The sequence below is a fragment of the Profundibacterium mesophilum KAUST100406-0324 genome (assembly GCF_009835145.1).
Taxonomy (GTDB): domain Bacteria; phylum Pseudomonadota; class Alphaproteobacteria; order Rhodobacterales; family Rhodobacteraceae; genus Profundibacterium; species Profundibacterium mesophilum.
This window is the reverse complement of sequence record NZ_APKE01000010.1, coordinates 195,937-221,821: the sequence shown is the minus strand read 5'-3', so window position 1 is coordinate 221,821 and position 25,885 is coordinate 195,937. Positions and strand designations below refer to the sequence as shown.

Below are 25,885 nucleotides of genomic sequence, written 5' to 3'. Positions count from 1 at the left end.
GCGGCCCGACCCTGTCCCGTGCAGGACGCCGGTACGGGGCGAATGGCACGCCGCCGGGCGCCTTGATGGGGCCTCCGCCATGGGTGCCATGTTTCCTTCGAGTTGTGGATGGCCGTTTCGTTCGCGTGCCGGGTATGGTCTAAGCTGACCTGATCAGGAGCGGAGCGACGGAGCCGATGCCGCAGAACAGCGAAAGTGAAAGCCGCAAGCTGCTGGGCCGCCTGCGCGATGCGCTGGCCGAGGAGAGCGCGGGCCAGCAAAGGCTCGACCGCATCACGCAGCTGATCGCGAGCTCGATGGAGACGGAAGTCTGCTCGATCTACCTCTTCCGCGATGCCGAGACGCTCGAGCTCTGCGCCACCGAGGGGTTGAAGGTGGAAGCCGTGCACCAGACGCGGCTGCGGCTCGGCGAAGGGCTCGTCGGCCGCGTCGCGCGTCTCGGCAGACCGGTGAACGCCGCCGACGCGCCGGCCGCGCCGGGCTTTCGCTACATGCCCGAAACCGGCGAGGAGGCCTACAGCTCCTTTCTCGGCATTCCCGTGCAGCGGCTGGGCGAGAAGCTCGGCGTCCTGGTGGTGCAGTCCAAGGATGCGCGCGCCTATACCGACGACGAGGTCTACGCGCTCGAGGTGGTCGCGATGGTCCTCGCCGAGATGACCGAACTCGGGGCCTTCACCGGCGAGGGCGCGGCGCTCGCGGTGCGCCACCAGCAGCAGGTCCTCTTCAAGGGCACGGTCGCGCAGGAGGGGATCGCTGTCGGGCAGGTCTACCTGCATGAGCCACGCGTCGTCGTCACCAACCCGATCGCCGATGATCCCGCCGCCGAACAGGACCGCCTCGATGCCGCCGTCGAGCAGCTGCGCCGCTCCGTGGACGGGCTGCTGGCGGGCACCGCAATGGCCGACAAGGATCAGCGCGAGGTTCTCGAGACCTACAGGATGTTCGCCAATTCGCGCAGCTGGCTGCGCCGCATGACAGAGGATATCGCCGCCGGCCTCTCTGCCGAGGCCGCCGTCGAGAAGGAGCAGTCCGCCGCGCGCACGCGCCTGCAATCGGTGCCCGACGCCTACATGCGCGACCGGATGCACGATCTGGACGATCTGTCGAACCGGCTCTTGCGCATCCTGACCGGACAGGGGCGCGAGACGGGCTGCGAGATGCCGCCGAACCCGATCCTCGTGGCGCGCAATATCGGCCCGGCCGAGCTGCTCGATTACGGTCGCGACCTGCGCGGCATCGTGCTCGAGCAGGGATCGGTCGGCAGCCATGCCGCGATCGTGGCCCGCGCCCTCGCGATCCCGCTGGTGATCCATGCCGACGGCATCGCCACGGAGGCGCTGAACGGCGATCCGATCCTGGTCGACGGCGAGCAGGGCTTCGTCCACCTGCGCCCCGAGGAGCGGATCATCGGATCGTTTCGCGACAAGCTGGCGATGCAGGCCAAGGCGCAGGAGCGGTATGCCGACCTGCGCGACAAGCCCGCCACGACGCGCTGCGGCACCACGGTCTCCTTGATGATGAATGCCGGGCTGATGGCGGATCTGCCCTCGCTGAAGGGCTCCGGCGCCGAAGGCGTTGGCCTCTTTCGCACCGAGCTGCAATTTCTCACTCGCAACAAGGTGCCGCGCCGGGGTGAACTCGCGGCGCTCTATGCGCGGGTTCTCGACGCCGCGACCGGCCGGCGCGTGATCTTCCGCACCCTCGACATCGGATCGGACAAGGTACTTCCCTACATGCGCCGGGTCGATGAGCCGAACCCCGCCCTTGGATGGCGGGCGATCCGGGTCGGCCTCGACAAGAAGGGTGTGATGCGGATGCAGCTGCAGGCGCTGATCCGCGCCGCAGCCGGTCGTCCCCTCTGGGTGATGTTTCCCTTCGTCGCCCAGTTCGAGGAGTTCCGCGAGGGACGCGCGCTTCTCCTGCGCGAGATCGAGGGAGAGCGGCGGCTCGGCCATGAACTCCCCAGCTCGGTGCGCATCGGCGCCATGCTCGAGACGCCGAGCCTTGCCTTCGCGCCCCGCCAATTCTTCGAGATGGCCGATTTCATTTCCATCGGGGGCAACGATCTCAAGCAGTTCTTCTTCGCCGCCGACCGTGAGAACGAGAAGGTGCGGCGCCGCTACGACACGCTCAATGTCAGCTTCCTGACCTTCATCGCGCAGATCGTCGCGCGGTGCGAGGAGACGGGAACGCCGCTGAGCTTCTGCGGCGAGGATGCCGGCCGCCCGATCGAGGCGGTCTGTCTGGCCGCGATGGGACTGCGCAGCCTGTCGATGCGGCCTGCCTCGATCGGTCCGGTCAAGCATTTGCTGTGCCGCGTCGATCTCGGCGCCGTTCGCGCCCGGATCGAGCGGGCGGGTGCGGAGGGCGAGCAATCGGTCCGCCCGGCGGTGATCGAACTTCTGCAAAACGACGGCTGGGCGATCTGAAGGCACGCGGCGGGCGATCCGCACGGGCTTGCTGGCGGGGCGGCGGGGGGCTATTGCATGGCCCCTTCCCCATCCCCGACTCCGACCCCGAGGCCGTGCCATGACCTGCGAAACCCTTGCCGTCGATTTCGGCACATCCAATTCCGCCGCCGCCTGGCATGACGGAACACGGACACGGCGCCTGCCGCTGGAGGCGGCCGGTGACACGCTGCCCACGGCGGTCTTCTTTCCCGCCGGCGGGGGCGCGATGCTGATCGGGGAGGCCGCCGGACGGGCACTCGTCACGGGGGCCGAGGGGCGCTACATGCGCGCGCTGAAATCGGTGCTGGGCGCGCCGCTCTTTCACGAGCCGCGGCTGCTGGGCGGACGCCGGCGCGATCTGGCCGAGGTCGTCACCGCCTTCCTGCGCGAGGTGAAGCTGCGTGCCGAGGCCGTGGCGGGTCGGCGTTTCGATCATGCCGTCTCGGGCCGTCCTGTGCGCTTTCATTCCGATCCCGCCCGCGATGCGCGCGCCGAGGAGGACCTGCGCGCCTGCTACCTCGGCGCGGGTTTCCAGACGGTGCGCTTCGTACACGAGCCCGAGGCCGCGGCGCGCGCCTATACGGCCGAGATGGACACCATCAAGGACGGCGCGCCGAAAGCGGCGGATGTTCTGGGGCTGGTCGTCGACATTGGCGGTGGCACGTCCGACTTCACCCTCTTTCGCGCAAGCGGCGGCGGCGCGGATGAAATCGAGATCCGGACGAGCCATGGCATTCGCCTGGGCGGCACGGATTTCGATCAATCGCTGTCGCTCGCCGAGGTGATGCCCCTTCTGGGACTGGGCGGAGAGTTGCGGCGCGGCATGGGCGACGGCACGCTGCCGGTGCCGAGGGCCGTTTATGCCGACCTGTCGAACTGGTCGCGCATCCCCTTTCTCTATACGCCCGAGACGCGCCGCGCGGTGCGTGACATGCGCCGCCATGCCGTCGATGCGGAGGCGTTGCAGCGGCTCGAGACGGCTCTGACCGACGAGCTCGGGCATGATCTCGCCTTCGCGGTCGAGGCCGGCAAGATCGCCGCGAATGCCGGCGATCCCGCGGCGGCCGTCGAATTGGGAGTGATCTCGCCGGGACTGCGCGCCGGATTGTCGGGCGCGGCCCTCGATGCGGCCCTGCTGCCGGCCCGCGAGGCGCTGCGCGGCGCGATGGAGCGGACCCTTCTGGACGCCGAGGTCGCGCCAACTGCACTCGATGCGGTGATCCTCGTGGGCGGCTCCAGCCTGATGTCGCTCACCCTCGAGGAGACGCGGCGCCTGGCACCCGGGGCGGCGGTGCACCGCGCCGACGCGTTCACCGCCGTGATCGACGGTCTGGCCCTGTGCTGCGCCGCGCGGCCTCCGGCCGCCTAGCCGATACGGCGCGGCGGCACCGCATGCAGGCGGAACTCGCGCATCAACGCCTCGAGATCGGCGCCGCTGTCGCGTGCAAGGCGCCGCAGGCCGAAATAGACCCGCGCCATCTCCTGGTAGTAGTTGGTGAAGGCGTAGTTCGTGGCCGCCCCCGCGACCGCGCCCAGGACCGGGACCGTCTGCGCCGCGAGCTTCTGACCAAGCACGGTCGCGAGGCGCGGGGCGATCCGGGCTATCAGCCCGTGAACCGCGGCCCCCGTCAGCGTGACGCGCGCCGAGAGGAAGGCCAGGTCGCTGCCGTCATCCCTGGCAAGTGGGCCGGCGGCGGCGAAGACCTGCAGGCACTGCATCCGCACTGCCGGCTGCGCAGGGTCGAACCCCTCATCCTGGGCGATGCCCTGGATCGCGCGCAGGAGTACGGTGGTCGTGACCGGCAACTCGGCCAGCGCGGTCGGCAGTCCGCCAAAACCCCCCGCTGCCCCCATCGCGGTCGTGACGGCGGTGTTCAGCCAGTCCGACTGGTCCGCGACACGCCCGCGCGAGGCGCTTGCCGCGTCGAAGGCGGTCTGCAGCGCCCGCCGGGTCGCCCCGTCGAGCTGTCCCCTGACCGCGCCGGGAAGGCGCTCGATCAGCGTCTCGGCCTGCCCGCCGACAAGGGCGAGCACCTGCATCCCGATCCCGTCCGCCGCGCGGAACCGCTTGGCCAGCGCCACGACCGCGCGCCGCGTCTCGGGATCGAGCGGGATGTCCGCCCTGCCGGGACGGCCCTCGTCACCGTCATGCCCGCCGGTGCGCAGCCCGGCATCCCCGCCAGTGCCGTTTCCGCCGGCATCTGCTTGCCCGTCCTGCTGACCGGCGCCGGCATCGCCAGCGCGGTCCGAAGATGATCTTTCCTGTGTCATGCCGTCATATCTGGGGCGCGGGGCGCCGATTGCCAAGATCGCGGTGGCCCGGAAACGCCGCGCCGGGCAAGGTTTTGCCACACGGCGGCCTTGCGCTCATGCCTGCCCCGGCCCCTGCCCGCACGCCCCCGCCGCGATCGAGGTGACGGCGCCGCCGACCGCGCGCCATGCCCCGTCCCCGAGATCGAGCCCCAGCACCCGTTCGGGATTGGTCGGGGGCGGCATGTGCACATGATCGAGGCGGGTGAAGCCGAAACGGCCGTAATAGGGCGCATCCCCCACGAGCAGGATGCGCGCATGGCCCAGCTCGCCGGCGCGCGCCAGGCTGGTCTGCATCAGGAAGGCACCGAGTCCCTCGCCCTGGCGCGTGGGATGCACGGCGACCGGGCCCAGCAGCAGCGCGGGGAAACTGCCCACGCAGACGGGCCAGTACCGGATCGCGGCGGCCAGCGTCCCGCCCTCGCCGCGCGCCGTCAGGCAGAGCGGCGCGATCGGCGCGACCCCTTCGCGCAGACGGTAGGAGGAGAGCGCCTCCCGCCCCGGAGCGAAGCACAGGTCGAACAGCTGCTCGACCTCCCACCAGTCCCCGGCGCCTTCCACGGCGATATCGATCAAGGCCTGTCCTCCAGGTTTCGTGAGGCGATGTGTGTGGTGGGCCTGTCCATTGCGCTGGATGTGCGCCTAGCATGAGCGTAAATGGATGATCAAACACGGATGCACAGGAGCCGACATGTTCTATCGCCCCGAGGATGGCCACGGCCTGCCCCACAATCCGTTCAACGCGATCGTCACGCCCCGCCCGATCGGGTGGATCTCGAGCCGCGGCGATGACGGCACCGACAATCTCGCCCCCTACTCCTTCTTCAACGCCGTCGCCTATGTCCCGCCGCAGGTGATGTTCGCCTCGACCGGGGCGAAGGCGGATCGCGACGGGACCAAGGACAGCGTGTCGAACATCCGCCAGAGCGGGGTCTTCTGCGTCAATATCGTGGAATACGCGATGCGCGACGCGATGAACCTCACGTCAGGGCCTTGGGAGCGTGGAGAGGACGAGTTCACCAAGGCCGGCCTCGCCCGCGCCGAATGCGAGACCATCGCCTGTAGCAGGGTCGCCGAGGCGCCGGCCAACCTGGAATGCCGGCTGACGCAAATCGTCGAGCTCGAGGGCGCGTCGAACTTTCTCGTGCTTGGCGAGGTGACGGGGGTGCACATGCGCGAGGACTGCATCAGGGACGGACAGTTCGACGTGAGCACGTTCAATCCCCTGAGCCGCCTGGGCTACAGGGACTATGCCTATGTCAGCGACGTTTTTTCACTCAAGCGGCCTGGTGAATGAACCCGCGCGGACGCTTTGGCGTTGTGATGCCACGAATACGTGACATCGGTCTGCATGCTCGTGTCCGACCGCAGGTGCCGGCCACAGGACTAGTCTTGACGGAATTTGAATTTGGCTGACCGATCTTCTCCGGACCTGCGCCATGGCGCCCGCGCCCATCTCGATCTCGCTCTCGCCTCATCCGAGATCGGCGTCTGGGAACTCGACCCGCATAACGACATCGCAATCTGTGACCTGCGCCACGATCAGATTTTCGGCTATCCCGAGGGGACCGAAAACTGGACCTTCGAGCGCTTCATCACCCATGTCGATCCGGAGGACCGGGACCGCGTCACCGAGCTGCAACGCGAGGCCGTCACGAATGCGCGGAGTTGGAAATTCACCACGCGGATCAACCGCGCGGACGGATCGGCCGGCTGGATCAACGCGAACGGAATGCCGCTGTGCGACGAGTTCGGCACCGTCGTCAAGCTGATCGGCCACATCATAGACGTGACCGAGATCAAGCGCGACGAGGAGCGTCTGCGTCTTTATACCGCCGAGCTCGGCCATCGCGTGGGCAACATGCTGGCGTTGATCTCGGCGATGATGCGGCTCTCCTCGCGCGGGGCGACATCGGTCGAGCAGTTTGCCGCCGCGAGCGAATCCCGGATCGCGTCCCTGTCGCGGATCAACCGCCTTCTCGTCGGACCCGACGCGGTGGCCGCGGCGCCGGCGCAGCTGCTGACCGCCGAGCTCGCACCGCTCGGCCCGCTGGCCGAGCGCGTCACGGCGCGCGGGCTCGAGACCATGCGCCTGCCCGGCAAACCCGCCGAGTCCCTCTCGCTGGTCTTCCATGAGCTGCTCGACAACGCGGTGCGTCACGGTGCGCTCTCGGTGCCGCAGGGGCGCGTCGAGATCATCGGCGCGACATCCGAGGATGGCGACGTCACGATCGACTGGCACGAGACCGGCGGCCCGCCACCAGCGCCCCGGGACGCATTGCGCCAGGGCTTCGGCACGATGGTCCTGTCGAGCGCCTTCCATCCTGGCGGCGACGTCACCTGGGATCTCGGCCCCGGCGGACTGCATGCCACCATCACGTTGCGCATGCAGCAAACGCGCATCACCGAGCCGTCCCGGACGGGCGGGACCGAAGCGTTTGAAACTGCATTGGGGTCCGCGTCCCGCGGCGACGCGATGGCTTCATCCGAAGGTCCCGCCGCACCCGAAGGGGCCAGGCCGCAAGCGCCGGACATCCCCACAATCTTGCTCGTCGAGGACGAGCCGCTGATCTCGATGGATATGAGCGAGATGATCGCCGATCACGGATGCCGCACCCTGGGGCCGGCCGCACGCGTCGGCGATGCGTTGGCATTGGCCGAAGAGCCGATCGATGCCGCCCTGCTCGATATCAACCTGATCGACGGCAATTCCTCGGAAGTGGCAAGGAGACTGCACGCGCGCGGTGTGCCCTTCGCGGTGATCAGCGGACGCGCCGCCGGTGCATCCCTGACCGGGCCCGGCACGCGTTACGGCGATGTCCCGCTCCTGATCAAGCCGGTCGCCGCGCATGAGGTGCATGCCATTCTCGACCAGCTTCTCGCCAAGGACTGATCCGGTACGCGGCCGCCTTGTCGCCTTGGCATACCCGTATCCGCATGCCATGGGCCGGATTTCGCCCCCGCACCCGATGCGTCGGGGGCGGGAGCGGTGCGCTCAATGGCCGGCGCCGAGCTGCCCGGTGCGCACGCCGTAATCCACGGCGACCTCGTAATCGGGATCGTCGTCGCTGTCGGTCACGAGCTGCCCGGCCTTCTTGAGCAAATGGTGGCAATCGCGGCTCAGGTGGCGCAGTTCGAGCTTCTTGCCGACCGCCTGGTATTTCGCGGCGATCGCTTCGATCGCGGTAAGCGCGGACTGGTCCGCCACGCGGCTGTCGGCGAAATCGACCACGACCGTGTCGGGGTCCCCGGCCACGTCGAATAGCTCCGAGAAGCCTTCCGCCGAGCCGAAGAAGAGCGGCCCCTGCACTTGGTACACCTTGGCCCCCGTTTCGGTCACGTAGGTCTTGGCATGGATGCGGCGCGCGTTCTGCCAGGCATAGGCGAGCGCGCTGACGATCACCCCGACAACCACGGCCGTCGCAAGGTCATAGGCCACTGTGACGCCGGTCACGAGCACGATGACGAAGGCATCGACGAGCGGCACCTTGGTCAGGATCTTCAGGCTCGACCAGGCGAAGGTGCCGATCACGACCATGAACATGACGCCCACGAGCGCGGCCAGGGGGATGAGCTCGATCACCGGGGCGGCCACGAGGATGAAGAGCAGCAGGAAAAGCGCCGCCGAGACCCCTGAAAGGCGCGTGCGCCCGCCCGATTTCACGTTGATCATCGACTGGCCGATCATCGCGCAGCCGCCCATGCCGCCGAAGAAGCCGGTGGCCACGTTCGCCGCGCCCTGCGCCAGGCATTCGCGCGAGGCACCGCCGCGCTCACCGGTGATCTCGCCCACGAGGTTCAGCGTCAGCAGCGATTCGATCAGCCCGATCGCCGCGAGGATCAGCGCGTAGGGCAGGATGATCCAGAAGGTCTCGAGGGTAAGCGGAACGGTGGGAATATGAAAGCTCGGCAGACCGCCCTGGATCGAGGCCAGATCGCCCACCCGCGGCACGTCGATGCCGAAGACGATGACGAGCAGCGCGACGATCCCGATCCCGGCCAGCGGCGCGGGGATCACGCTGGTCCATTTCGGCAGGGCCCAGATGATCGTCATCGTCAAGCCGACAAGCGCCAGCATCGCGTAGAGCACCGGACCGGACAGCCATTCACCACCGGACATGCCATGCGCCGAGACCTCCGCCGTGCCGGGCACCTGGAATTGCGACAGCTGCGCGAGGAAGATGACGATGGCCAGGCCGTTGACGAAGCCCAGCATCACCGGGTGGGGCACCAACCTGATGAACTTGCCCCAGCGCAGCGCCCCCGCGATCAGTTGCAAGATGCCCATCAGCACGACGGTCGCGAAGAGATATTCCACACCGTGCTGCGCGACGAGGCTGACCATCACCACCGCCAGCGCGCCGGTCGCCCCCGAGATCATCCCGGGGCGCCCCCCGAAGAGCGCCGTGATCAGCCCGACCATGAAGGCCGCGTAGAGGCCGACGAGCGGATGCACCCCTGCCACGAAGGCGAAGGCGACCGCCTCGGGGACGAGCGCGAGGGCGACCGTCAGGCCGGAGAGCAGTTCGGTCTTGGTCTGCCCGGCATTGAAGCCGGCCGTTGGGGTCTTCTTTTCGATGGCATCGGCGAAAGCCGCCAAAAGTGCTCGGGCCACGCGCGCACCTCTCTACGTTGCTGCAGGATTGATGACGCGCCTGTAGCGCAGGCGGCGGCGGAAGGCACGGTCTTTCTGGCCCGGTGCGGGGGCACGCATGGCCGACCGGTCCCTGCACGTGCCCGGGGCGCAGGGGCTGTCCGGCATGGGACGCCGCCTGAAAGCCAAGGGCAAGGAGGCGCAGGGGAAGCCGCGCGGGGCGCACCGCCCGGACGTTGCAAATGCGCGCTTCGGCACCGTAAGACGGCAGGCAGGATCCTTACACCAGGCACAACCGGGAGAGACGGCAATGGCGGATACGATGATCGGGATAATCGGCGGCTCCGGGCTCTATCAGGTCGACGGGCTCGAGAATGCGCGCTGGCAGGCGGTGGAGACCCCCTGGGGGGCGCCGTCGGACGAGATCCTGACCGGGCAGCTCGGCGGCCTGCCGATCGCCTTCCTGCCGCGCCACGGGCGCGGCCATGTCCACTCCCCCTCCTCCGTGCCCTACAGGGCCAATATCGACGCGCTCAAGCGTCTCGGGGTCACCGATCTGGTGAGCATCAGCGCCTGCGGCTCCTTCCGCGAGGAGATGGCGCCGGGTCATTTCGTGATCGTCGACCAGTTCATCGACCGCACCTTCGCGCGCGAGAAATCCTTCTTCGGCCCCGGCTGCGTGGCGCATGTGAGCGTCGCGCACCCGACCTGCGCGCGCCTGTCGGCGGCCTGCGCGGAGGCGGCGCGCGCGGCCGGTGTCACCGTGCATGACGGCGGCACCTATCTCGCGATGGAAGGACCGCAATTCTCCACGCTGGCCGAGTCGAAGATGTATCGCGAGGCGTGGGGCGCCGACGTGATCGGAATGACGGGCATGCCGGAGGCCAAGCTCGCGCGCGAGGCGGAGCTTTGCTACGCCTCGGTCGCCATGATCACCGATTACGACAGCTGGCATCCGGATCACGGAGAGGTCGATGTCACCGACATCATCCGCACCCTGACCGGCAATGCCGACAAGGGGCGCGCCCTGGTGCGCGGCCTGCCTGCCCGTCTGGGCGCGCCCCGCGCGCCTTGCGATCACGGTTGCGACCGGGCGCTCGAATACGCCGTTCTCACCGGCCCCGAGCATCGCGACCCCGAGGCCGTGGCCCGGCTCGGGACGGTTGCCGGCAGGGTGCTCTGAGCCCCGCCGCTCAACAGGGGGGCGGCAGCGCCGCCTCCGCCTCCACCAGCTTTCGCAGCAAGGGCGCGCCGATCTCGCCATTGACCGCCGTCCGGCCGACCACGAGGCCGGGCGTGCCGACGAAGCCGAACGCGCCGAAGAGCGCGGCGCTGCGCCCCAGCGCCGCGTCCACCTCGGGGGCGTCGCGATCGGCCAGCAAACGCTCCGCATCGAGGTCGAGCTCGGCGGCAAGCTCCCGCAGATAGGCCGCCGTGGGGATGAAGGGCGTCACCCGCAGACGCTCATGCGCCGCCCGCTGCGCGCCCTGCAGTCCCGCCGCGAGCGCCGCGCGGGCCGCCGCCTCGGATCCCGGCCCCAGGATCGGTGTCTCGTGCAGCGTCAGGCGGATGCGGGGATCCTCGCGCGCCATCGTCAGCAGCAGCTCTCCCAGAACCCGGCAGTAGGGGCAGAAATAGTCCGTGAAATATGCGATCGGCACCATGCCTGCCGCGACCGGCGCATCGCCGAAAAGCGCCGCGCAGATATCCTGCGGCGCGATGGCGGGCCGCGCCGGGCTCTGTGCATCCGTCAGTCCCCCGGTCAGCAGGTCGAAGCCGGCGGCGCTGGTCCCGCCCGCGCCGAGGCGCCTGAAATCCGGCAAGGTGGGATGCGGCGTGAATTCCAGATCCCCGACCGGCGCCAGCCGCGGCGCGAGCTGGAAGCCCGCCACCAGCGCCGCCGCACCGCCGAGGAAAACGACATGTCTGCGTCCGAAAGCCATTTGCTGCCCGCCCTGCCTGTGCTACCGGCTGCGCCGGCATTGTTCGGCCCCCTTACCAGCAGGAGAGCGCAGGGAAAATGAAGAAGACCGTCCAGGATTACATTCGCACGATCGTCGATTTCCCGCATGAGGGGATCCTGTTTCGCGACGTGACCACGCTCTTTGCCGACCCGCGCGGGTTCCGCATGTGCATCGACCAGCTCCTGCACCCTTATGCCGGGCTCGAGATCGACAAGGTCGTGGGGCTCGAGGCGCGCGGCTTCATCCTCGGCGGCGCGATCGCCCACCAGCTCTCGACCGGCTTCGTGCCGATCCGCAAGAAGGGCAAGCTTCCGGGCGCGGTGATCAGCCAGGATTACACGCTCGAATACGGCACCGCCGTGGTCGAGGTCCATGACGACGCGCTCGCGTCCGGCGAGAAGGTGCTCGTCGTGGATGACCTGCTGGCCACGGGCGGCACCGCCGAGGCAGGGATCAGGCTTGTCGAGAAGCTCGGGGCCGAGGTGGTCGGCTGCGCGTTTATCGTCGATCTGCCGGACCTCGGCGGCCGCCGCCGGATCGAGGCCCTCGGGCACGAGGTCCACGCCCTCTGCGCCTTCCACGGCGCCTGAGAGCCGGGGACGTTCCCGGGGGGCCCATGCCGCGCGCATCCCCCCTTGACCCCCGCACGCGCCGGGGCGCACTCTTCGGTACGGGCGCTGCGGCGCGAGATGGAGGCGGCATGCTGATCGGAATCCTGCAGACCGGGCACGCGCCCCGAAGCGTCACCGAAAAGAGCGGGGACTACCCGGCGATGTTCGAGCGGCTGCTGGAGGGGCATGGCTTCTCCTTTTGCACCTTCCCCGTCTGCGACGGCGTCTTTCCCGACGGGCCCGAGGCGGCCGATGCCTGGCTGATCACCGGGTCGCGCCATGGCGTCTACGAGGCGCATTCCTGGATACCCCCGCTCGAGGCATTGATCAGGCGTATCCATGCCAGCGACATGCCCCTCGTGGGGATCTGCTTCGGCCATCAGATCATCGCCCAGGCGCTGGGCGGCAAGGTCGAGAAATTCGCCGGAGGCTGGTCGGTCGGCCGCCGCGCCTATGACTGGCAAGGCCAGAGCGTGTTCCTCAACGCCTGGCACCAGGACCAGGTCGTGCGCCCGCCGGACGGGGCGCGCACCCTGGCAAGCGGCGCGATCTGCGCCCATGCCGCGCTTGCCTGTGGGCCGCATACCCTCACCATCCAGCCGCATCCCGAGTTCGACGACACGGTCACCGGCACGCTGATCGAGACGCGCGGCCCCGGCGTCGTTCCCGCCCCGTTGCTCGATGCCGCCAGCGCCGATCTCGGCCATGCCCTCGACCGCGCCCTGCTTGCCGAGCGGATCGCGGATGTCCTCAAGGGGCATCCCGCCGATGCCCCCCTGCCCCGCGCGTCCAGCCTCCAGCACGGCCCCGGCCCCGCGATGCGGCCAGTCGATGCCTGAGGCGCGGGAAAACCGGCCGTGATGGAATGGACCGCCGCGATCCCGCAGGCCGCGCGGTCCTACCTTCAGGGCGGCCGCCTCGACGAGGTCGAATGCATCGTGAGCGATCTGCCGGGGATCGCGCGCGGCAAGGCGATGCCGGGGACGAAATTCGCGGCTCAGACGCGGTTCTACCTGCCGAACTCGATCTTCTACCAGACCATCACCGGCGGCTGGGCCGAGGCCGCGGGCGCCGAGGGCTTCACCGAGCCCGACATGATCCTGACCCCCGATTACGCAACCGCAACCGCCGCGCCCTGGGCCAAGGACCGCACCTTGCAGGTGATCCATGACCTTTCGGCGCGCGACGGACGCCCGGTTCCGGTGGCGCCGCGCAACGTGCTCAAACGCGTCGTCGAGGCCTATGCCGCGCGCGGCCTGACCCCCATCGTGGCGCCCGAGATGGAGTTCTACCTCGTGGCGCCGAACACCGATCCGGCCAGCGCCATCCAACCCATGATCGGCCGGTCGGGCCGCCCGGCCGCCGCAAGGCAGGCCTATTCGCTGAGTGCGGTGGACGAATACGGGCCGGTGATCGACGACATCTATGACTTCGCCGAGACCATGGGGTTCGAGATCGACGCCATTACCCAGGAAGGGGGCGCGGGGCAGGTCGAGATCAACCTGCGCCGCGGCGATCCGGTCAAGCTCGCCGACGAGGTCTTCCATTTCAAGCGGCTGATCCGCGAGGCGGCGTTGCGGCACGATTGCTACGCCACCTTCATGGCCAAGCCGATCGAGGGGGAGCCGGGAAGCGCGATGCATATCCATCACTCGGTGCTCGATGAGGCCGGAGCCAACATCTTCTCGGCACGCGACGGCACCGAAACGGCCGAGTTCATGCATTTCATCGGCGGGCTGCAGGCGCATCTTCCCTCCGCGATCGCGGTGCTGGCCCCTTACGTCAACAGCTACAGGCGGTATGTCCGCGACCATGCCGCGCCGGTCAATCTCGAATGGGGTCGCGACAATCGCACCACCGGGCTGCGCATCCCGCTCTCCGATCCCGCCGCGCGGCGGGTCGAGAACCGTTTGGCGGGCATGGACTGCAATCCCTATCTCGGCATCGCCGCCTCGCTCGCCTGCGGGCTTCTCGGCCTGACCGAGCGGCGCGGCCCCGCGGCGGAATGCATCGGCGACGCCTATGCCGCCCCGGCGGCGACGCCCACCGGCCTGTCGGACGCGATCGGGCAATTCTCGCGCGCCACGGCGCTCCACGCGCTGCTCGGACCTGAATTCGCGCGGGTCTATGCCATCGTCAAGACGACCGAGTACGACGAGTTCCTGCATGTCATTTCCCCCTGGGAGCGGCAGCATCTCCTGTTGACGGTGTGAGGGAATGGACCTTCTGAGCCTGAACGAGGATGAGGGCGACGGGGCGCCGAGCCTCTATGCCGCGAGCGCGCCCCGCCCGGCGCCCCGCCCTGCCCTCGGCGGTGATGCGCAGGCCGATCTTTGCATCATCGGCGCGGGTTTCACGGGGCTTTCGGCCGCGCTTCATGCCGCGCGGCGCGGCGCGAAGGTGATCGTGCTCGAAGCCCGACATGCGGGGTTCGGCGCCTCGGGGCGCAATGGCGGACAGATCGGCAGCGGGCTTCGCGCAGGCCAGGAGCAGCTCGAGGCGACCTACGGCCCCGAGGTCGCGATGCGCCTGTGGCGGATGTCATGCGATGCGATCCACCTGACACGAGAGCTGGCGGCGCGCCACGCCCCCGATGCCGAGCAGGGCGGCGGCGTGGCGATGATGGCCACCAGCGCCAGGAGCCGGGACGCGGCCTGCCGGGCGGCGGAGCACCTCGCCCGGCATTACGGCCATGAGCAAATCGAGTGCCTCTCCAGGGACGCGGCGCGTGAACTGCTTGGCACCGATGCGGCCCATGGCGCGGTTCTCGATCACATGGCGGGGCATCTGCATCCCCTGCGCTTCGCGCGAGGGCTGGCGGCGGGGGCCGAGGCGGCCGGCGCGGTGCTGCATGAGGGCACCCGCGCGCTGAAGGTGCGTCCCGGCCCCCGTCCCGCCGTCGAAACCGCGCAAGGCACGGTGCAGGCGCGCATGGTGATCGTCGCGGCGAACGGCTATCTCGGCGATCTGGTGCCGGAGGCGGCGCGCCGCGTCATGCCGATCGTCAGCTACATGGGCGCCACGCCCCCGCTTGGCGCACGGTTGCCGCTCGCGCGGCCCATCGCGGTTCACGATGACCGCTTCGTGGTGAATTACTGGCGCGCGAATCCGCAAGGGCGCCTGATCTTCGGGGGTGGCGAGAGCTATGGCTACCGCCATGTTCGCGACATCGGGGCCAAGCTGCGCGCGCCGCTCGCAAGGCTTTATCCCGAACTGCGCGATGTGCCTTTCACCCATGTCTGGGGCGGCACCTTGGCGATCACCCGCAGCCGCCTGCCGCTGATCCTGCGCCCGGCGCAAGGGGTTCTGCACGCGGGCGGCTATTCGGGTCACGGGGTCGCGCTCTCGGTGCTTGCCGGGCGCATCCTCGCCAGAGAGGCGGACGCGCCCGATCCCGATTTCGAGCTGCTGTCCCGCCTCGGCGCGAAACCCTTTCCGGGTGGTCCAACCCTGCGCCAGCCGCTGCTCGCGCTGGCAATGGGCTGGCACGCGCTGCGCGACAGGGTCGGGGTCTGATCCGCAGGCGCCGCTCCATGGCGCCGGGGAGGCGCGGTGTCAGCCGTTCATCTTGGCAAGCTGTGCCTGCAACTCGGCAAGCTGCTTGCGAATATCCTCAAGATCGCGGTCCTTGGCGGCGTCACTGGCCGGCTCTTCCTGCGCGGGGTTCGTCCATTTGCCGGTCATCGCGCTGAGGAAGGCCTTTTGCTGCGCCTGCATCGCCTCGAAGCCGGGCATCCCGACCATCGGCGTCAGGGCCTTCTCCATCATCTTTGTCTGCCCGTTGCGCAGCATGTCGAAGCTCATGGCGAGGAATTGCGGAACGACCGACTGCGCCTGGGTGGTATAGCTGCGCACGAGATCGGTCAGCACGCCGAGCGGAAGCACCGACTCGCCCTTGCTCTCATGCTCGGCGACGATCTGGAGCAGGTATTGGCGGGTCAGGTCGTCGCCCGATTTCAGATCGACGATCTGGACCTCGCGGCCCTCCCGGATGAAACGAGCGATATCCTCGAGCGTCACGTAATCGCTGGTTTCGGTATTGTAGAGGCGCCGGCTGGCATAACGCTTGATCAGCAAAGGCTTGCTCGTGTCGGCCATCTTGCCCTCCGGGATATTTGGCGTTGCAGCGCCGATGCTATGGCAGTGCAGCACAAAAAGAAAGAGCGGGCCACAATGGGCCCGCTCCGGGTCGTCATGCCAGCGGGGAGGAAGCCGGCAATCGGGACAGGATCACTTCGCGGTCGCGGCGGTCTTGCGCACGTTCGCGGTCATCTCGTTGCCGGCCTTCTTGGCAGCGGCGGTCATGTCCTCGGACACGTCCTTGCCGGCGGCCAGCATCAGCTCGACGGTTTCCATCTGGACCTTCTTGGCGACTTCGGCGAAGGCGGCCATGGTCTCGGCGGTCATCTCGGCATGGGCCGAGGCGAACTCGGTCATTGCCTTGGTGTAGTCGGCCGGCTCCTGCTTGACGGTGGTGACGTCGCCGATCTTGGCGATGGTGTCACGGGTCCAGCGGTTGGAGATCTCGGTCGATTTCTCGGCAGCTTCGAGGGCCACTTTCGACATCTTCTCGCCGAAGGAGGCGTAGGAACGGAAGCTGTTCTGGAAGGCGGATGCGTCAACCGGGAAGGAGTTCATCATTTCCTGGAACATCTTGGTGTAGTCTTGGGTATTGGTCATTGCTTTATCTCCTGTCGGCGGGCGCCGCCCGCGGGATGGGTTGCCGCAGTGGCGTGGCTGACCCACGTTGCTGCGTCTGCCAACAATATGCCTTCTGCAGTGCAGCATTTCAAGGGTATTCTGCACTGCAGCAAAAAAACCTTGTCGTTTGAAATCAAGGCTTTGGTTTTTCCGTGACATAGATTCCGGGTGCGGGGCCGAGAATTTCCACCCCGTTGTCGCCCGGTTTGCGCGCCGTTACCTGCGCTCCCGACTTGCCCGCCAGCCACTTACCCCAGCGCGGCCACCACGACCCCTTGGTGAACTCCGCGGCCTTCTGCCAGTCGGCGGCGCTGCCCGACCAGTCGCCATTGGTGTAATGACCGTATTTGTCCCGGCTCGGCGGATTGACGATGCCGGCGATATGGCCGCTTTCGGACAGGATGAACATCTTGTCGTCGCCGCCCATCTTCTGCACGCCGGAATAGCTCGATTTCCATGCGGCGATGTGATCGGTCTCGCAAGCGATCGCGCAAAGTGGCACATCGACCTGCGAGATATGCAGCCGCTCGCCCAGGATCTCGAAGCCGTCGGATGCGAAGCGGTCCCCCTGGCACAGCCCGCGCAGATACTCGACCGCCATCTTCGCCGGCAGGTTCGTCCCGTCACCGTTCCAGTAGAGCAGGTCGAATGCCGGGGGCGCCTCGCCCATCATGTAGCTGCGGATCGCGGGCCCGTAAATCAGGTCGTTCGAGCGCAGGAAGCTGAAGGTGCGCGCCATGAAGAAGGAGCTGAGCACGCCGCGCTGCGCCACCTCGTGCTCGATCCCGTCGACGAAATCATTGTCGAGGAAGACCCCGACCTCGCCCTGGTCCGAGAAATCGGTCAGCGTGGTGAAGAGTGTCGCCGCGTTGATCGGGGCCTCCTCGCCGCGCGCCTTCTTGAGCGCCAGCGTCATCGACAGGGTGGTGCCCGCGATGCAGTAGCCGACGGCGTTCAAGGTCTTGGTGCCGCTGATCCGCTTGGCCTCCTCAAAGGCCGTCAGGTAGCCCTTCTCGATGTAATCGCCGAGACCGTAATCGGCATAGCTGGCATCGGGGTTCTTCCAACTGACGACGAAGAGGGTGAAGCCCTGATCGACGATCCAGCGCACGAGGCTGTTCTTTTCCTTCAGATCGAGGATGTAGAACTTGTTGATCCAGGGCGGAAAGATCACGAGCGGGGTCTCGTGGACCTTCTCGGTCGTGGGCGCGTACTGGATGAGTTCGAAAAGTTCGTTGCGAAAGACGACGCTGCCCTTCGCGGTGGCGATGTTCTCGCCGACCGAGAAGGCATTCTTGTCCGCCAGGGTCACCTGAAGCTCGCCCTCGCCCGATTCGATGTCCCGCACGAGATTCTCGAGCCCGTCGACGAGGCTCTGCCCCTCGGTCTCGACCGCGCGCGCCAGCGCCTCGGGATTGGTGCCGAGGAAGTTCGTCGGGCTGAACATGTCCACGATCTGGCGCGAGAAATACTCGATCCGCTTGCGGTCCTTGGCATCCAGCCCCTCGAGATCGGCGACGGCCTGCTCGACGGCCTGCGCGCTGAAGAGGTATTGCTGCTTGATGTAGTTGAAGTAGGGATGGGTGCTCCAGAGCGGGTTGGCGAAGCGTTTGTCGGCTGGGCTGTTATCCTCTGGCGGTGCGACCCGCCCCTGCATCAGCGATTGCTGCGCCTCGATGTAATGGCTGACCGATTTGCTCCAGTAGCTGATCTGGTTCTCGATGATCTTCGAGGGGTTGGTCATCATCTCGCTCATGTAGGCGGCCGCCGCCTTCATGTAGAGATCGTGACCGGGAGCCGACAGACCGCCGGAACTGGGGCGCTTTTGCGACAGAGCGTTGACCAGCCGCGATGATAATTCCTCGATTTTCCCAAGGTTCTGGGTCAGCAGCTCCGACCCGGTCACGGCGCCCTCGACCTTCGTCTCGGAATCATTTGTTGCCATGTTAACCTCTCCCCCCTACTTTTGCTGCAAGGCAGCATTACCATCTCTATACCACAGTAGCGACAGGCTGGCGGCCGGGATAGCGGCGAATTGCTCAGGCCACAGCGGAAAAGGGCTCGAAGATGCGACAGATGATGATCTACGACTTCATGGAAACCCTGCGGGTCACGAACCAGTGGCTTGGCGCATCGGCGCATGCCCTTGGTTCCTATCCCGCAACGGGGCTGGTGGCGAACCCGATGTTCCAGATGATCCAAGCCTGGGGCGACGTGACCGAGCGAAGCTTCGGCCGGATGATCACCAAGCCCGACTGGGGTATCGACACGATCGTGGGTGAGGATGGGCGCGATCACGTCGTCTCCGTCACCACCGAGATCGAGCGCCCCTTCGGTGATCTCGTCCACTTCTCGGTTTCCGGACGCAAGCCGCAGGCGCGCCGCATCCTGCTCATCGCGCCGATGTCCGGCCATTACGCGACCCTGCTGCGCTCGACCGTGGTCTCGCTCCTGCCCGATGCCGACGTGTGGATCACCGATTGGCACAACGCGCGTGACATTCCCGTCAGCGCCGGCAAGTTCGATGTCGACGACTACACGCTCTATGTCGCGGATTTCATGCGCCACCTGGGCTCCGACATCAACGTGATCGCGGTGTGCCAGCCCGCGCCGCTCGCCCTCGCGGCCACCGCCTATCTCGCCGAGACCGATCCCGCTGCGCAGCCCGCGACGCTCACCCTCATCGGCGGCCCGATCGACCCCGATGCCGCGGCGACGGACGTGACCGATTTCGGACGGCGGGTCACGATGGGCCAGCTCGAGGACATGATGATCCAGCGTGTCGGTTTCAAACATGCCGGCGTGGGCCGCAAGGTCTATCCCGGCCTGCTGCAGCTGACCTCGTTCATGTCGATGAATGCCGAGACCCATGCGCGCGCCTTCAGCGAGCAGATCCTGCGCACCGCCAAGGGCCAGGCCAGCGATCACGACAAGCACAACAAGTTCTACGACGAGTATCTCGCGGTCATGGACATGCCCGCCGAATTCTACCTGTCGACCGTGGACCGCGTCTTCAAGAGCCGCGACGTGGCGCGCAACGTCTTCACCATCAACGGCACGCCGGTCGATATCGGCAAGGTCAGCGACGTCGCCGTGAAGATCGTCGAGGGCGAGAATGACGACATCTCCGCGCCAGGCCAGTGCCTCGCCGCGCTCGACCTGCTGACCGGACTGCCCGATGCCAAGAAGGCGGCGCATCTGGAGCCGGGCGCCGGTCACTACGGCATCTTCGCCGGGCGCAGCTGGCGCAACAACATCCGCCCCCTCGTGCTCGATTTCATCGACGCCAATCGCCGGGATGCGGCCGACATGTCCGACGGCGCAGCGCAGGAGACTTCGGCAACGCAGGACACGGGCGCGTCCGATACCGGCATGTCGGATGCGGGTGCGACCGATACGAATGCTTCGGACGCGGCTACGGCCGATACGGGCAGCCAGAAAGCCGCCTCCGCCCAGGCGGCCTCCCCCGCTGTCTCCGACGGCAAAACGAGCGCCGCCCGCAAGGACAGCCGCAAGGGCGCTCGTCGCAGCGCGCGCGGCAAGGGACCCACGCCCGTCTGAAACGGCAAGGGGTGGCGCTTCGTGCAAGTGCCGCCCCCCTACCCTGCGCCGCAAGCCGCGTTGCTTCGCACGGCGACTGCGCTCCCGGTAGACAGGCGGCCCACACCCCAGGCATTGGCTGCTCTTTTCGTACCAAAGCCCCATGCCAAGGCCCCAAGGGAATCCTGCCGGGTGCCACTCCCCTTGCCGGTCACCGACACGTTTCGGCCGGACTATCCCTGACCGCGCGCCGCGTTGCCTCTCGCCCATTTCCGGAGCTGGTCACAGCTGGCCGCGATCGCTGCCCGTCCCGGGCCGAACTTTGGCCTCAGAGGCGCGGACGCCTGCGGTCCGGGCGCCCCAGCCATTCGCGCAGCGCGGCGTTGACCGCCGCCGGCTGCTCCAGCGTCGGGGCATGGCCGGCACCGGGCACGATGCACAACATGCCGTCATGCAGGAGTTCTGCCATGAATTCGTGGCGGCGCGGACGGTAGAGCGTGTCATCGGCACCGCACAGCACCAACGCCGGCAGACGCGCCTGCCTCAGCACACGTTGCAGGTCCGGGCGCTTGGTGATCGCCTTCGCCTGTCGCAGATAGGCCTCCGGCCCGAGGCGCAGGCCCATCTCGATTAGGAACTCGGCGATCGGCTGGCGCATCGGCCCTTCGGCCATCGCCTCGGGCGGGTATTCGGCCACAAGCGCCTCGGCGAGCCGGCCCGTCTTGGCATGCACGATGTTGATCTCGCGCGCCGCCGCGTTGGCCGGCGTCTCGGCCAGGCAGGCCGTGCCAAGGAGCGCGATGCGTGTCACCCGGTCCGGTGCCTGCGCGAGGATTTCCATGGCGATCATCGCCCCGAGAGAGATCCCGGCAAGGGCGAAACGCGGCGGCGCCTCGGACAGCACATGCGCCGCGATATCCCCGACGCTGTCCCCCGCACCCCAAGCGGGCAGGTAGAGGCCATGATCGACGCTCAACGTCTCGATCTGGGGGCCCCAGATGCGCACGTCGTTCATCAAGCCCGGCAGCAGGACGATGGGCTCGACACTCATCGCGCGCTTCTCTCGTCACGGGACAGGCGGGGGGCGCGGAGGACGCGTGCGATCATTTCCCAAACTCCTTGTGGCCTGCGCATGCCCTTGGGCGGCAGCGGGGGCTCGATGCTAAGGCCGCGCCGCGATGCTGTGCAAGCAGGCGCCGGCGCGCCGGCGGATTCACACCGGCGGGCCCGTCCTGTCCATCACGTCCTTCGGATCACGTCCTTTCGATCACTTCGCCGATCGCCGCCTCGATCAGCGAGAGGCAATCGGGATCGGAGAAACGGTGATCGGCCCCGCGCACGAGGGTCAGGCGCGCATCGGCGCAATCGGCATGCTCCAGAAGGCGCGTCGCCACGGATACGGGAACCTCGCGGTCGCCCGTTCCTTGCAGCAGGCGCAGCGGGCCGGGGATCGCCAGCGGGTCGCGCAGCACCAGGTTGCCCCGCCCCTCCTCGATCAGGCGCCGCGTGATCACGTAGGGCTCGCCATAGTCGGACGGCAGCTCCAGCCGCCCGTCACGCTCGATCGCCGCCCGCTGCGCCGGATCGAAGGATGCCCACATGCTGTCCTCGGTGAAATCGGGCGCGGCGGCGATGCCCACCATCCCGGCGATCCGCTCGGGCATCCGGCAGCATAGCAGAAGGGCGATCCAGCCACCCATGGACGATCCGACCAGAAGCTGCGGGCCCCTGGTCAGTGCGCCGATGATCTCGGCCGCATCCTGTGCCCAGTCCCCGATCGCCCCATCCTCGAACCGGCCGGAGGAGGCGCCGTGCCCGCTGTAATCGAAGCGCAGGAAGGGGCGCCCCTGCGCTTGCGCCCATTGTGCCAGGTGCTCGGCCTTGCTGCCATGCATGTCGGATTTGAACCCGCCGAGGAACACGATGCCGGGGCCCGGTATCCCCTCGCGTGCGGTGTTCGACATATAGGCCAGGCGCCGGCCCTGGGGCGTTTCGTGATAATCCGTCATGCGTCACTCCTGTGCTGCGCCGCCAAGGCCCTGCTCGACCTGGGCGAGACCGCGTCCGATCCAGGTCGCTGCCAAGCACATGATCGCGAAGAGCGCCAGTGTCGCCTGCGCGCCCGCAACGGCCGCAAGGGCGCCGAACACCCCGGCTCCCAGAAGCAGCACCCCGATCACCGTGTTCGAAACGGCGGTGTAGGCGGGCCGCATGTCCTTGGGCGCCATGTCCACGAGATAGGTGGATCGCCCTTGGCGCACCCCGTGATAGGCCACCATCAGCACGAAAAGCACGCCCGGAAGCGCCCAGGCATTCCCCGAAAGCCCGGCCGCGTCGAGGACGAGCGCCGCGCCGATGGCAAGCGCCCCCGCCAGGCCCGCCAGACGGAGCACCGCGCGGCTCGACCGGTCCGAGAGCCGCCCCCAGATGTAGGACGAGACGAAGGAGGCGGCGGAGGATGCCAACACCAGGGCGCCGAGACGCGTGAAGGCGCCGCCCCCGGCATCGCTGGCGAGCACCACGAGATAGGGCGGGGCGAGCGCCGTTCCGGTCAGCAGACCGCGCGTTGCGATGAACCGGGCCAGCTGCGGATCCTCGCCAAGAAGGGCAAGCTGTCCCAAGGCCGGCTTGCCGGGGCTGCGCGGTGTCGGCGGCTCGCGCAGCATCGAGAAGATCGCGCCGGCGCCGAGCCATGCGAGCGCGGCCAGCGTGATCGCGGCGATCACCAGTGTCCGCCGCTCGGCCAGCCCGCTCATCAAGGCCAGCGCGAAGAGGATTACCCCAACGGAGGCCAGCGAACTTGCGAAACCGGTCGCCGTTCCGCGCCTGGCGCGCCCCACGGTCTTGCCCAGAACGTCCTTGTAGCTCACCGAGCAGACGCTCCGCGCCAAGGCCAGCATCGCCAGCATCGCGCAGATCGCGCCGCCCGCAAGGGGGCCGCCCAGCGTCAGTCCGGCCAGGGCGATCCCCGCCGCGGCCGCGCCCTGCACCGCGCTGCCCGTGGCCCAGGCCCATTTGCGCCGGGCCATCGCATGGATGCGCGGCGCGGTGAAGAGCTGCGGCAGCAAGGCGCCCGCCTCGCGGATCGGCACCAGCAGACCGACCCAGAAGGCCCCGGCCCCGAGGCTGGTCAGAAGCCAGCTGAGCACCAGCTTGGGATCGAGCAGCCCGTCGGCGAGCTTGCTCAGCGAGAGGGCGCCAAGATGGCGCAGGAAATTGCCGGGCTCATGTTCGGCGGCGCGCGGATCGAGCTCCCCGTCGCCATCGGGGTCGTCGACAAGAGCCTCGAAAATCGTTTCCTCGAAGCTTCCTCCACCCCAGGCCATGCGCCCCTCCCCTTGCCACCGATCACGCGCATATAACGCGCCTTCCGCTCGGCGCCCATTATGCCCTTGCGTCGCTTGACACGGATGGGCGCCCTCGTCATCTAGGGCGCGACATACTTGCAACCGGGCGTTCCGTGGGCGCCAAACCGACGAGGAGGTGCCCTGATGGCCCAAATCTCCCTGACTTTTCCCGATGGCACCGCGCGCGAGTTTCCCGCCGGGACGACCGCAGCCGAGGTGGCCGAGGGCATTTCCAAATCGCTGGCCAAGAAGGCGATTTCCGCTTCTCTCGACGGGGTGCACTGGGATCTGCAATGGCCGATCGAGCATGACGGCGCGATCGCCATCAACACGATGCAGGACGACGCGCCCGCGCTCGAGCTGATCCGCCACGACCTCGCGCATATCATGGCACGCGCGGTGCAGGAGATCTGGCCCGACGTGAAGGTCACGATCGGCCCCGTGCGCGATTTCGGCTGGTTTTACGATTTCGACCGGGCAGAGCCCTTCACGCCCGAGGACCTGGGCCGGATCGAGACGCGGATGCGCGAGATCGTCAATGCCCGCGAGCCGGTGCGCACCGAGATCTGGGAGCGCGAGCGTGCCATCCGCCATTACGAGGAGACGGGCGAGCCCTACAAGATCGAGCTGATCCACCGCATTCCGGGCGACGAGCCGATCCGAATGTACTGGCATGGCGACTGGCAGGACATGTGCCGCGGTCCGCATCTTCTGCATACCGGGCAGGTTCCCGCGGATGCGTTCAAGCTGATGAACGTGGCCGGTGCCTTCTGGCTGGGCGACAACACGCGTCCGATGCTCCAGCGGATCTACGGCGTGGCCTTCCGCAACCGCAACGATCTCAAGGCGCATCTGACGATGCTCGAGGAGGCCGCCAAGCGCGACCACCGCCGGCTGGGGCGCGAGATGGACCTCTTTCATTTCCAGGAGGAGGCCCCCGGCCAGGTGTTCTGGCACCCCAATGGCTGGCGCATCTACACCACGCTGCAAGATTACATGCGGCGCCGGCAGGACCGCGGCGGTTATGTCGAGGTCAACACACCGCAAGTGGTCGATCGCAAGCTCTGGGAGGCCTCGGGCCACTGGGAGAAATACCAGGAACACATGTTCATCGTCGAGGTCGACGAGGAGCATGCGCGCGAGAAGGCGGTCAACGCGCTCAAGCCGATGAACTGCCCCTGCCACGTGCAGGTCTTCAACCAGGGTCTTAAATCCTACCGTGACCTGCCGCTGCGGATGGCCGAGTTCGGATCGTGCAACCGCTACGAGCCCTCCGGCGCGCTGCATGGGATCATGCGGGTGCGCGGCTTCACGCAGGACGATGCGCATATCTTCTGCGCCGAGGACGACATCGAGGTCGAAACCAAGCGCTTCATCGAATTCCTCTCGCAGGTCTATTCCGACCTGGGCTTCAGCGCGTTCAAGGTGAAGTTCTCCGATCGCCCGGAGATGCGGTCCGGCAGCGATGCGGTCTGGGACAAGGCCGAGGCCGCCTTGCGGCAAGCCACGCAGGCCGCCGGCGCCGAGTTCGAGTTGAACCCCGGTGAAGGAGCCTTCTACGGACCGAAACTCGAATTCGTCCTCACCGACGCGATCGGGCGCGATTGGCAATGCGGCACGCTGCAGGTGGATTTCGTACTGCCCGAGCGGCTCGATGCGAGCTATATCGGCAAGGACGGCGCCAAGCACCGTCCCGTCATGCTCCACCGCGCCGTCCTTGGCAGTTTCGAGCGGTTCATCGGCATCCTGATCGAGAGCCATGCCGGCAAGCTGCCCTTCTGGCTCGCGCCGCGCCAGGTCGTCGTGGCCTCCATCGTTTCGGATGCCGATGACTACGTGGCTGAGGTCACCGAAATGCTGCGCGCCGCCGGCATCCGCGCCGAGGCCGACACGCGCAACGAGAAGATCAACTACAAGGTCCGCGAGCACAGCCTTGGCAAGGTCCCGGTTATTCTCGCGATCGGTCAGAGAGAGGTCGCCGAGCGGACGGTGAGCCTGCGCCGCCTTGGTGAGAAACACACCCGCACCGAAACCCTCGATACGCTGGTCGACACGTTGACCCAAGAGGCCCGCGCGCCCGACATGCGCTAGCGTCCCGCAAGGCACCGGGCGGCGACGCGCTGCCCGGTGAGGGGAAATGCGGTTGAGGCCTCGCCCCGCCCGCGCCCCGCGCCCCCGCATGCATCACGAGGCGATTTTCGGTGGTGGCATTGCACCGCGCGAGGGTGCGGCGGCAAGCTCCCGCGCGGCGTCAGACTTTCCCTTGCAAATCCAGACAAGAGATCCAAATCTCTGGGCGTGACGACCGACTTTCCTCGGGCCGCGCCTCTCTATTTCGTGATGCGCCCGGCGTCCTGGAAGACGATGA

20 protein-coding genes and 1 pseudogene are annotated in these 25,885 nt (G+C 67.7%); 11 read left to right on the top strand and 10 right to left on the bottom strand.

What is annotated here, in order from left to right; all coding sequences use genetic code 11:
• Positions 1-176: 176 nt before the first annotated feature.
• Entirely contained in the window at positions 177-2,429 is a 2,253-nt protein-coding gene (ptsP, locus tag PMES_RS04000; RefSeq protein ID WP_159964221.1) for a phosphoenolpyruvate--protein phosphotransferase, read from the top strand.
• 100 nt (positions 2,430-2,529) lie between these two features.
• Positions 2,530-3,819: an Hsp70 family protein gene (locus tag PMES_RS03995; RefSeq protein ID WP_159964220.1), complete on the top strand. Its 1,290-nt coding sequence runs from the start codon at positions 2,530-2,532 to the stop codon at positions 3,817-3,819.
• On the opposite strand, the gene PMES_RS03990 is transcribed toward PMES_RS03995, so the two are convergent.
• Together PMES_RS03990 and PMES_RS03985 are read right to left on the bottom strand one after the other, a co-directional pair.
• Positions 3,816-4,721: an EcsC family protein gene (locus PMES_RS03990; protein WP_159964219.1), complete on the bottom strand. Its 906-nt coding sequence runs from the start codon at positions 4,719-4,721 to the stop codon at positions 3,816-3,818. The genes PMES_RS03995 and PMES_RS03990 overlap by 4 nt on opposite strands.
• A 96-nt stretch (positions 4,722-4,817) precedes the next feature.
• A complete protein-coding gene (locus PMES_RS03985) occupies positions 4,818-5,336 on the bottom strand; it encodes a GNAT family N-acetyltransferase (RefSeq protein ID WP_159964218.1) in 519 nt (172 codons plus the stop codon).
• A 115-nt stretch (positions 5,337-5,451) separates the two neighbouring features.
• Between PMES_RS03985 and PMES_RS03980 the strand changes: the two genes are divergently transcribed.
• The gene (locus PMES_RS03980) at positions 5,452-6,057 is read left to right on the top strand and encodes a flavin reductase family protein (protein WP_159964217.1); all 606 of its coding nucleotides are present in this window, start codon (positions 5,452-5,454) and stop codon (positions 6,055-6,057) included.
• 111 nt (positions 6,058-6,168) lie between these two features.
• Positions 6,169-7,653, top strand: a complete 1,485-nt coding sequence (locus PMES_RS03975) for an HWE histidine kinase domain-containing protein (protein ID WP_159964216.1) — start codon at positions 6,169-6,171, stop codon at positions 7,651-7,653.
• Between the two features lie 102 nt (positions 7,654-7,755).
• On the opposite strand, the gene PMES_RS03970 is transcribed toward PMES_RS03975, so the two are convergent.
• On the bottom strand, positions 7,756-9,375 hold the full coding sequence (locus tag PMES_RS03970) for a SulP family inorganic anion transporter (RefSeq protein WP_159964215.1): 1,620 nt from the start codon (positions 9,373-9,375) through the stop codon (positions 7,756-7,758).
• 289 nt (positions 9,376-9,664) lie between these two features.
• On the opposite strand from PMES_RS03970, the gene PMES_RS03965 reads away from it, so the two are divergent.
• Positions 9,665-10,537, top strand: a complete 873-nt coding sequence (locus PMES_RS03965; RefSeq protein WP_159964214.1) for an S-methyl-5'-thioadenosine phosphorylase — start codon at positions 9,665-9,667, stop codon at positions 10,535-10,537.
• 10 nt (positions 10,538-10,547) lie between these two features.
• Here PMES_RS03965 and PMES_RS03960 read toward each other — a convergent pair whose 3' ends face one another.
• Positions 10,548-11,297 (bottom strand): DsbA family protein, encoded by a 750-nt coding sequence (locus PMES_RS03960; protein WP_159964213.1) that lies wholly within the window; start codon positions 11,295-11,297, stop codon positions 10,548-10,550.
• A 77-nt stretch (positions 11,298-11,374) separates the two neighbouring features.
• Between PMES_RS03960 and PMES_RS03955 the strand changes: the two genes are divergently transcribed.
• The 4 genes from PMES_RS03955 to PMES_RS03940 all read left to right on the top strand — a co-directional run bounded on the left by PMES_RS03955 (position 11,375) and on the right by PMES_RS03940 (position 15,445).
• On the top strand, positions 11,375-11,908 hold the full coding sequence (locus PMES_RS03955; RefSeq protein ID WP_159964212.1) for an adenine phosphoribosyltransferase: 534 nt from the start codon (positions 11,375-11,377) through the stop codon (positions 11,906-11,908).
• 110 nt (positions 11,909-12,018) lie between these two features.
• Positions 12,019-12,768: a type 1 glutamine amidotransferase gene (locus tag PMES_RS03950; protein WP_159964211.1), complete on the top strand. Its 750-nt coding sequence runs from the start codon at positions 12,019-12,021 to the stop codon at positions 12,766-12,768.
• A gap of 21 nt (positions 12,769-12,789) precedes the next feature.
• The gene (locus tag PMES_RS03945) at positions 12,790-14,142 is read left to right on the top strand and encodes a glutamine synthetase family protein (protein ID WP_159964260.1); all 1,353 of its coding nucleotides are present in this window, start codon (positions 12,790-12,792) and stop codon (positions 14,140-14,142) included.
• A gap of 4 nt (positions 14,143-14,146) precedes the next feature.
• On the top strand, positions 14,147-15,445 hold the full coding sequence (locus PMES_RS03940) for an NAD(P)/FAD-dependent oxidoreductase (RefSeq protein WP_159964210.1): 1,299 nt from the start codon (positions 14,147-14,149) through the stop codon (positions 15,443-15,445).
• 39 nt (positions 15,446-15,484) lie between these two features.
• Here PMES_RS03940 and phaR read toward each other — a convergent pair whose 3' ends face one another.
• The 3 genes from phaR to phaC all read right to left on the bottom strand — a co-directional run bounded on the left by phaR (position 15,485) and on the right by phaC (position 18,575).
• Complete coding sequence (phaR, locus tag PMES_RS03935; RefSeq protein WP_159964209.1) at positions 15,485-16,027, bottom strand: polyhydroxyalkanoate synthesis repressor PhaR; 543 nt, start codon at positions 16,025-16,027, stop codon at positions 15,485-15,487.
• A 132-nt stretch (positions 16,028-16,159) separates the two neighbouring features.
• Positions 16,160-16,609 carry a Phasin gene (locus PMES_RS03930; RefSeq protein ID WP_159964208.1) on the bottom strand — a complete coding sequence of 150 codons (450 nt, stop codon included), beginning with the start codon at positions 16,607-16,609 and terminating at the stop codon, positions 16,160-16,162.
• A gap of 154 nt (positions 16,610-16,763) precedes the next feature.
• Positions 16,764-18,575: a class I poly(R)-hydroxyalkanoic acid synthase gene (phaC, locus tag PMES_RS03925; RefSeq protein WP_159964207.1), complete on the bottom strand. Its 1,812-nt coding sequence runs from the start codon at positions 18,573-18,575 to the stop codon at positions 16,764-16,766.
• A 122-nt stretch (positions 18,576-18,697) separates the two neighbouring features.
• On the opposite strand from phaC, the pseudogene phaZ reads away from it, so the two are divergent.
• Positions 18,698-19,921, top strand: a pseudogene (phaZ, locus tag PMES_RS03920) (polyhydroxyalkanoate depolymerase); the annotation flags it as partial.
• 577 nt (positions 19,922-20,498) lie between these two features.
• On the opposite strand, the gene PMES_RS03915 reads toward phaZ, so the two are convergent.
• The 3 genes from PMES_RS03915 to PMES_RS03905 all read right to left on the bottom strand — a co-directional run bounded on the left by PMES_RS03915 (position 20,499) and on the right by PMES_RS03905 (position 23,496).
• Positions 20,499-21,221, bottom strand: coding sequence for an alpha/beta fold hydrolase (locus PMES_RS03915; RefSeq protein WP_159964205.1), 723 nt, complete (start codon positions 21,219-21,221; stop codon positions 20,499-20,501).
• Between the two features lie 202 nt (positions 21,222-21,423).
• A complete protein-coding gene (locus tag PMES_RS03910; RefSeq protein WP_159964204.1) occupies positions 21,424-22,179 on the bottom strand; it encodes an alpha/beta hydrolase in 756 nt (251 codons plus the stop codon).
• A gap of 3 nt (positions 22,180-22,182) precedes the next feature.
• On the bottom strand, positions 22,183-23,496 hold the full coding sequence (locus PMES_RS03905) for an MFS transporter (RefSeq protein ID WP_159964203.1): 1,314 nt from the start codon (positions 23,494-23,496) through the stop codon (positions 22,183-22,185).
• A gap of 165 nt (positions 23,497-23,661) precedes the next feature.
• On the opposite strand from PMES_RS03905, the gene thrS reads away from it, so the two are divergent.
• Positions 23,662-25,608: a threonine--tRNA ligase gene (thrS, locus tag PMES_RS03900; protein WP_159964202.1), complete on the top strand. Its 1,947-nt coding sequence runs from the start codon at positions 23,662-23,664 to the stop codon at positions 25,606-25,608.
• Positions 25,609-25,885 lie beyond the last annotated feature (277 nt).

Bases quoted from the DNA above. Each gene is read 5' to 3' on its own strand.
- ptsP (WP_159964221.1), top strand. From the start codon at position 177: ATGCCGCAGAACAGCGAAAGTGAAAGCCGCAAGCTGCTGGGCCGCCTG.
- PMES_RS03995 (WP_159964220.1), top strand. From the start codon at position 2,530: ATGACCTGCGAAACCCTTGCCGTCGATTTCGGCACATCCAATTCCGCC.
- PMES_RS03990 (WP_159964219.1), bottom strand. From the start codon at position 4,721: ATGACACAGGAAAGATCATCTTCGGACCGCGCTGGCGATGCCGGCGCC.
- PMES_RS03980 (WP_159964217.1), top strand. From the start codon at position 5,452: ATGTTCTATCGCCCCGAGGATGGCCACGGCCTGCCCCACAATCCGTTC.
- PMES_RS03965 (WP_159964214.1), top strand. From the start codon at position 9,665: ATGGCGGATACGATGATCGGGATAATCGGCGGCTCCGGGCTCTATCAG.
- PMES_RS03960 (WP_159964213.1), bottom strand. From the start codon at position 11,297: ATGGCTTTCGGACGCAGACATGTCGTTTTCCTCGGCGGTGCGGCGGCG.
- PMES_RS03955 (WP_159964212.1), top strand. From the start codon at position 11,375: ATGAAGAAGACCGTCCAGGATTACATTCGCACGATCGTCGATTTCCCG.
- PMES_RS03950 (WP_159964211.1), top strand. From the start codon at position 12,019: ATGCTGATCGGAATCCTGCAGACCGGGCACGCGCCCCGAAGCGTCACC.
- PMES_RS03945 (WP_159964260.1), top strand. From the start codon at position 12,790: ATGGAATGGACCGCCGCGATCCCGCAGGCCGCGCGGTCCTACCTTCAG.
- PMES_RS03940 (WP_159964210.1), top strand. From the start codon at position 14,147: ATGGACCTTCTGAGCCTGAACGAGGATGAGGGCGACGGGGCGCCGAGC.
- phaR (WP_159964209.1), bottom strand. From the start codon at position 16,027: ATGGCCGACACGAGCAAGCCTTTGCTGATCAAGCGTTATGCCAGCCGG.
- PMES_RS03930 (WP_159964208.1), bottom strand. From the start codon at position 16,609: ATGACCAATACCCAAGACTACACCAAGATGTTCCAGGAAATGATGAAC.
- phaC (WP_159964207.1), bottom strand. From the start codon at position 18,575: ATGGCAACAAATGATTCCGAGACGAAGGTCGAGGGCGCCGTGACCGGG.
- PMES_RS03915 (WP_159964205.1), bottom strand. From the start codon at position 21,221: ATGAGTGTCGAGCCCATCGTCCTGCTGCCGGGCTTGATGAACGACGTG.
- PMES_RS03910 (WP_159964204.1), bottom strand. From the start codon at position 22,179: ATGACGGATTATCACGAAACGCCCCAGGGCCGGCGCCTGGCCTATATG.
- PMES_RS03905 (WP_159964203.1), bottom strand. From the start codon at position 23,496: ATGGCCTGGGGTGGAGGAAGCTTCGAGGAAACGATTTTCGAGGCTCTT.
- thrS (WP_159964202.1), top strand. From the start codon at position 23,662: ATGGCCCAAATCTCCCTGACTTTTCCCGATGGCACCGCGCGCGAGTTT.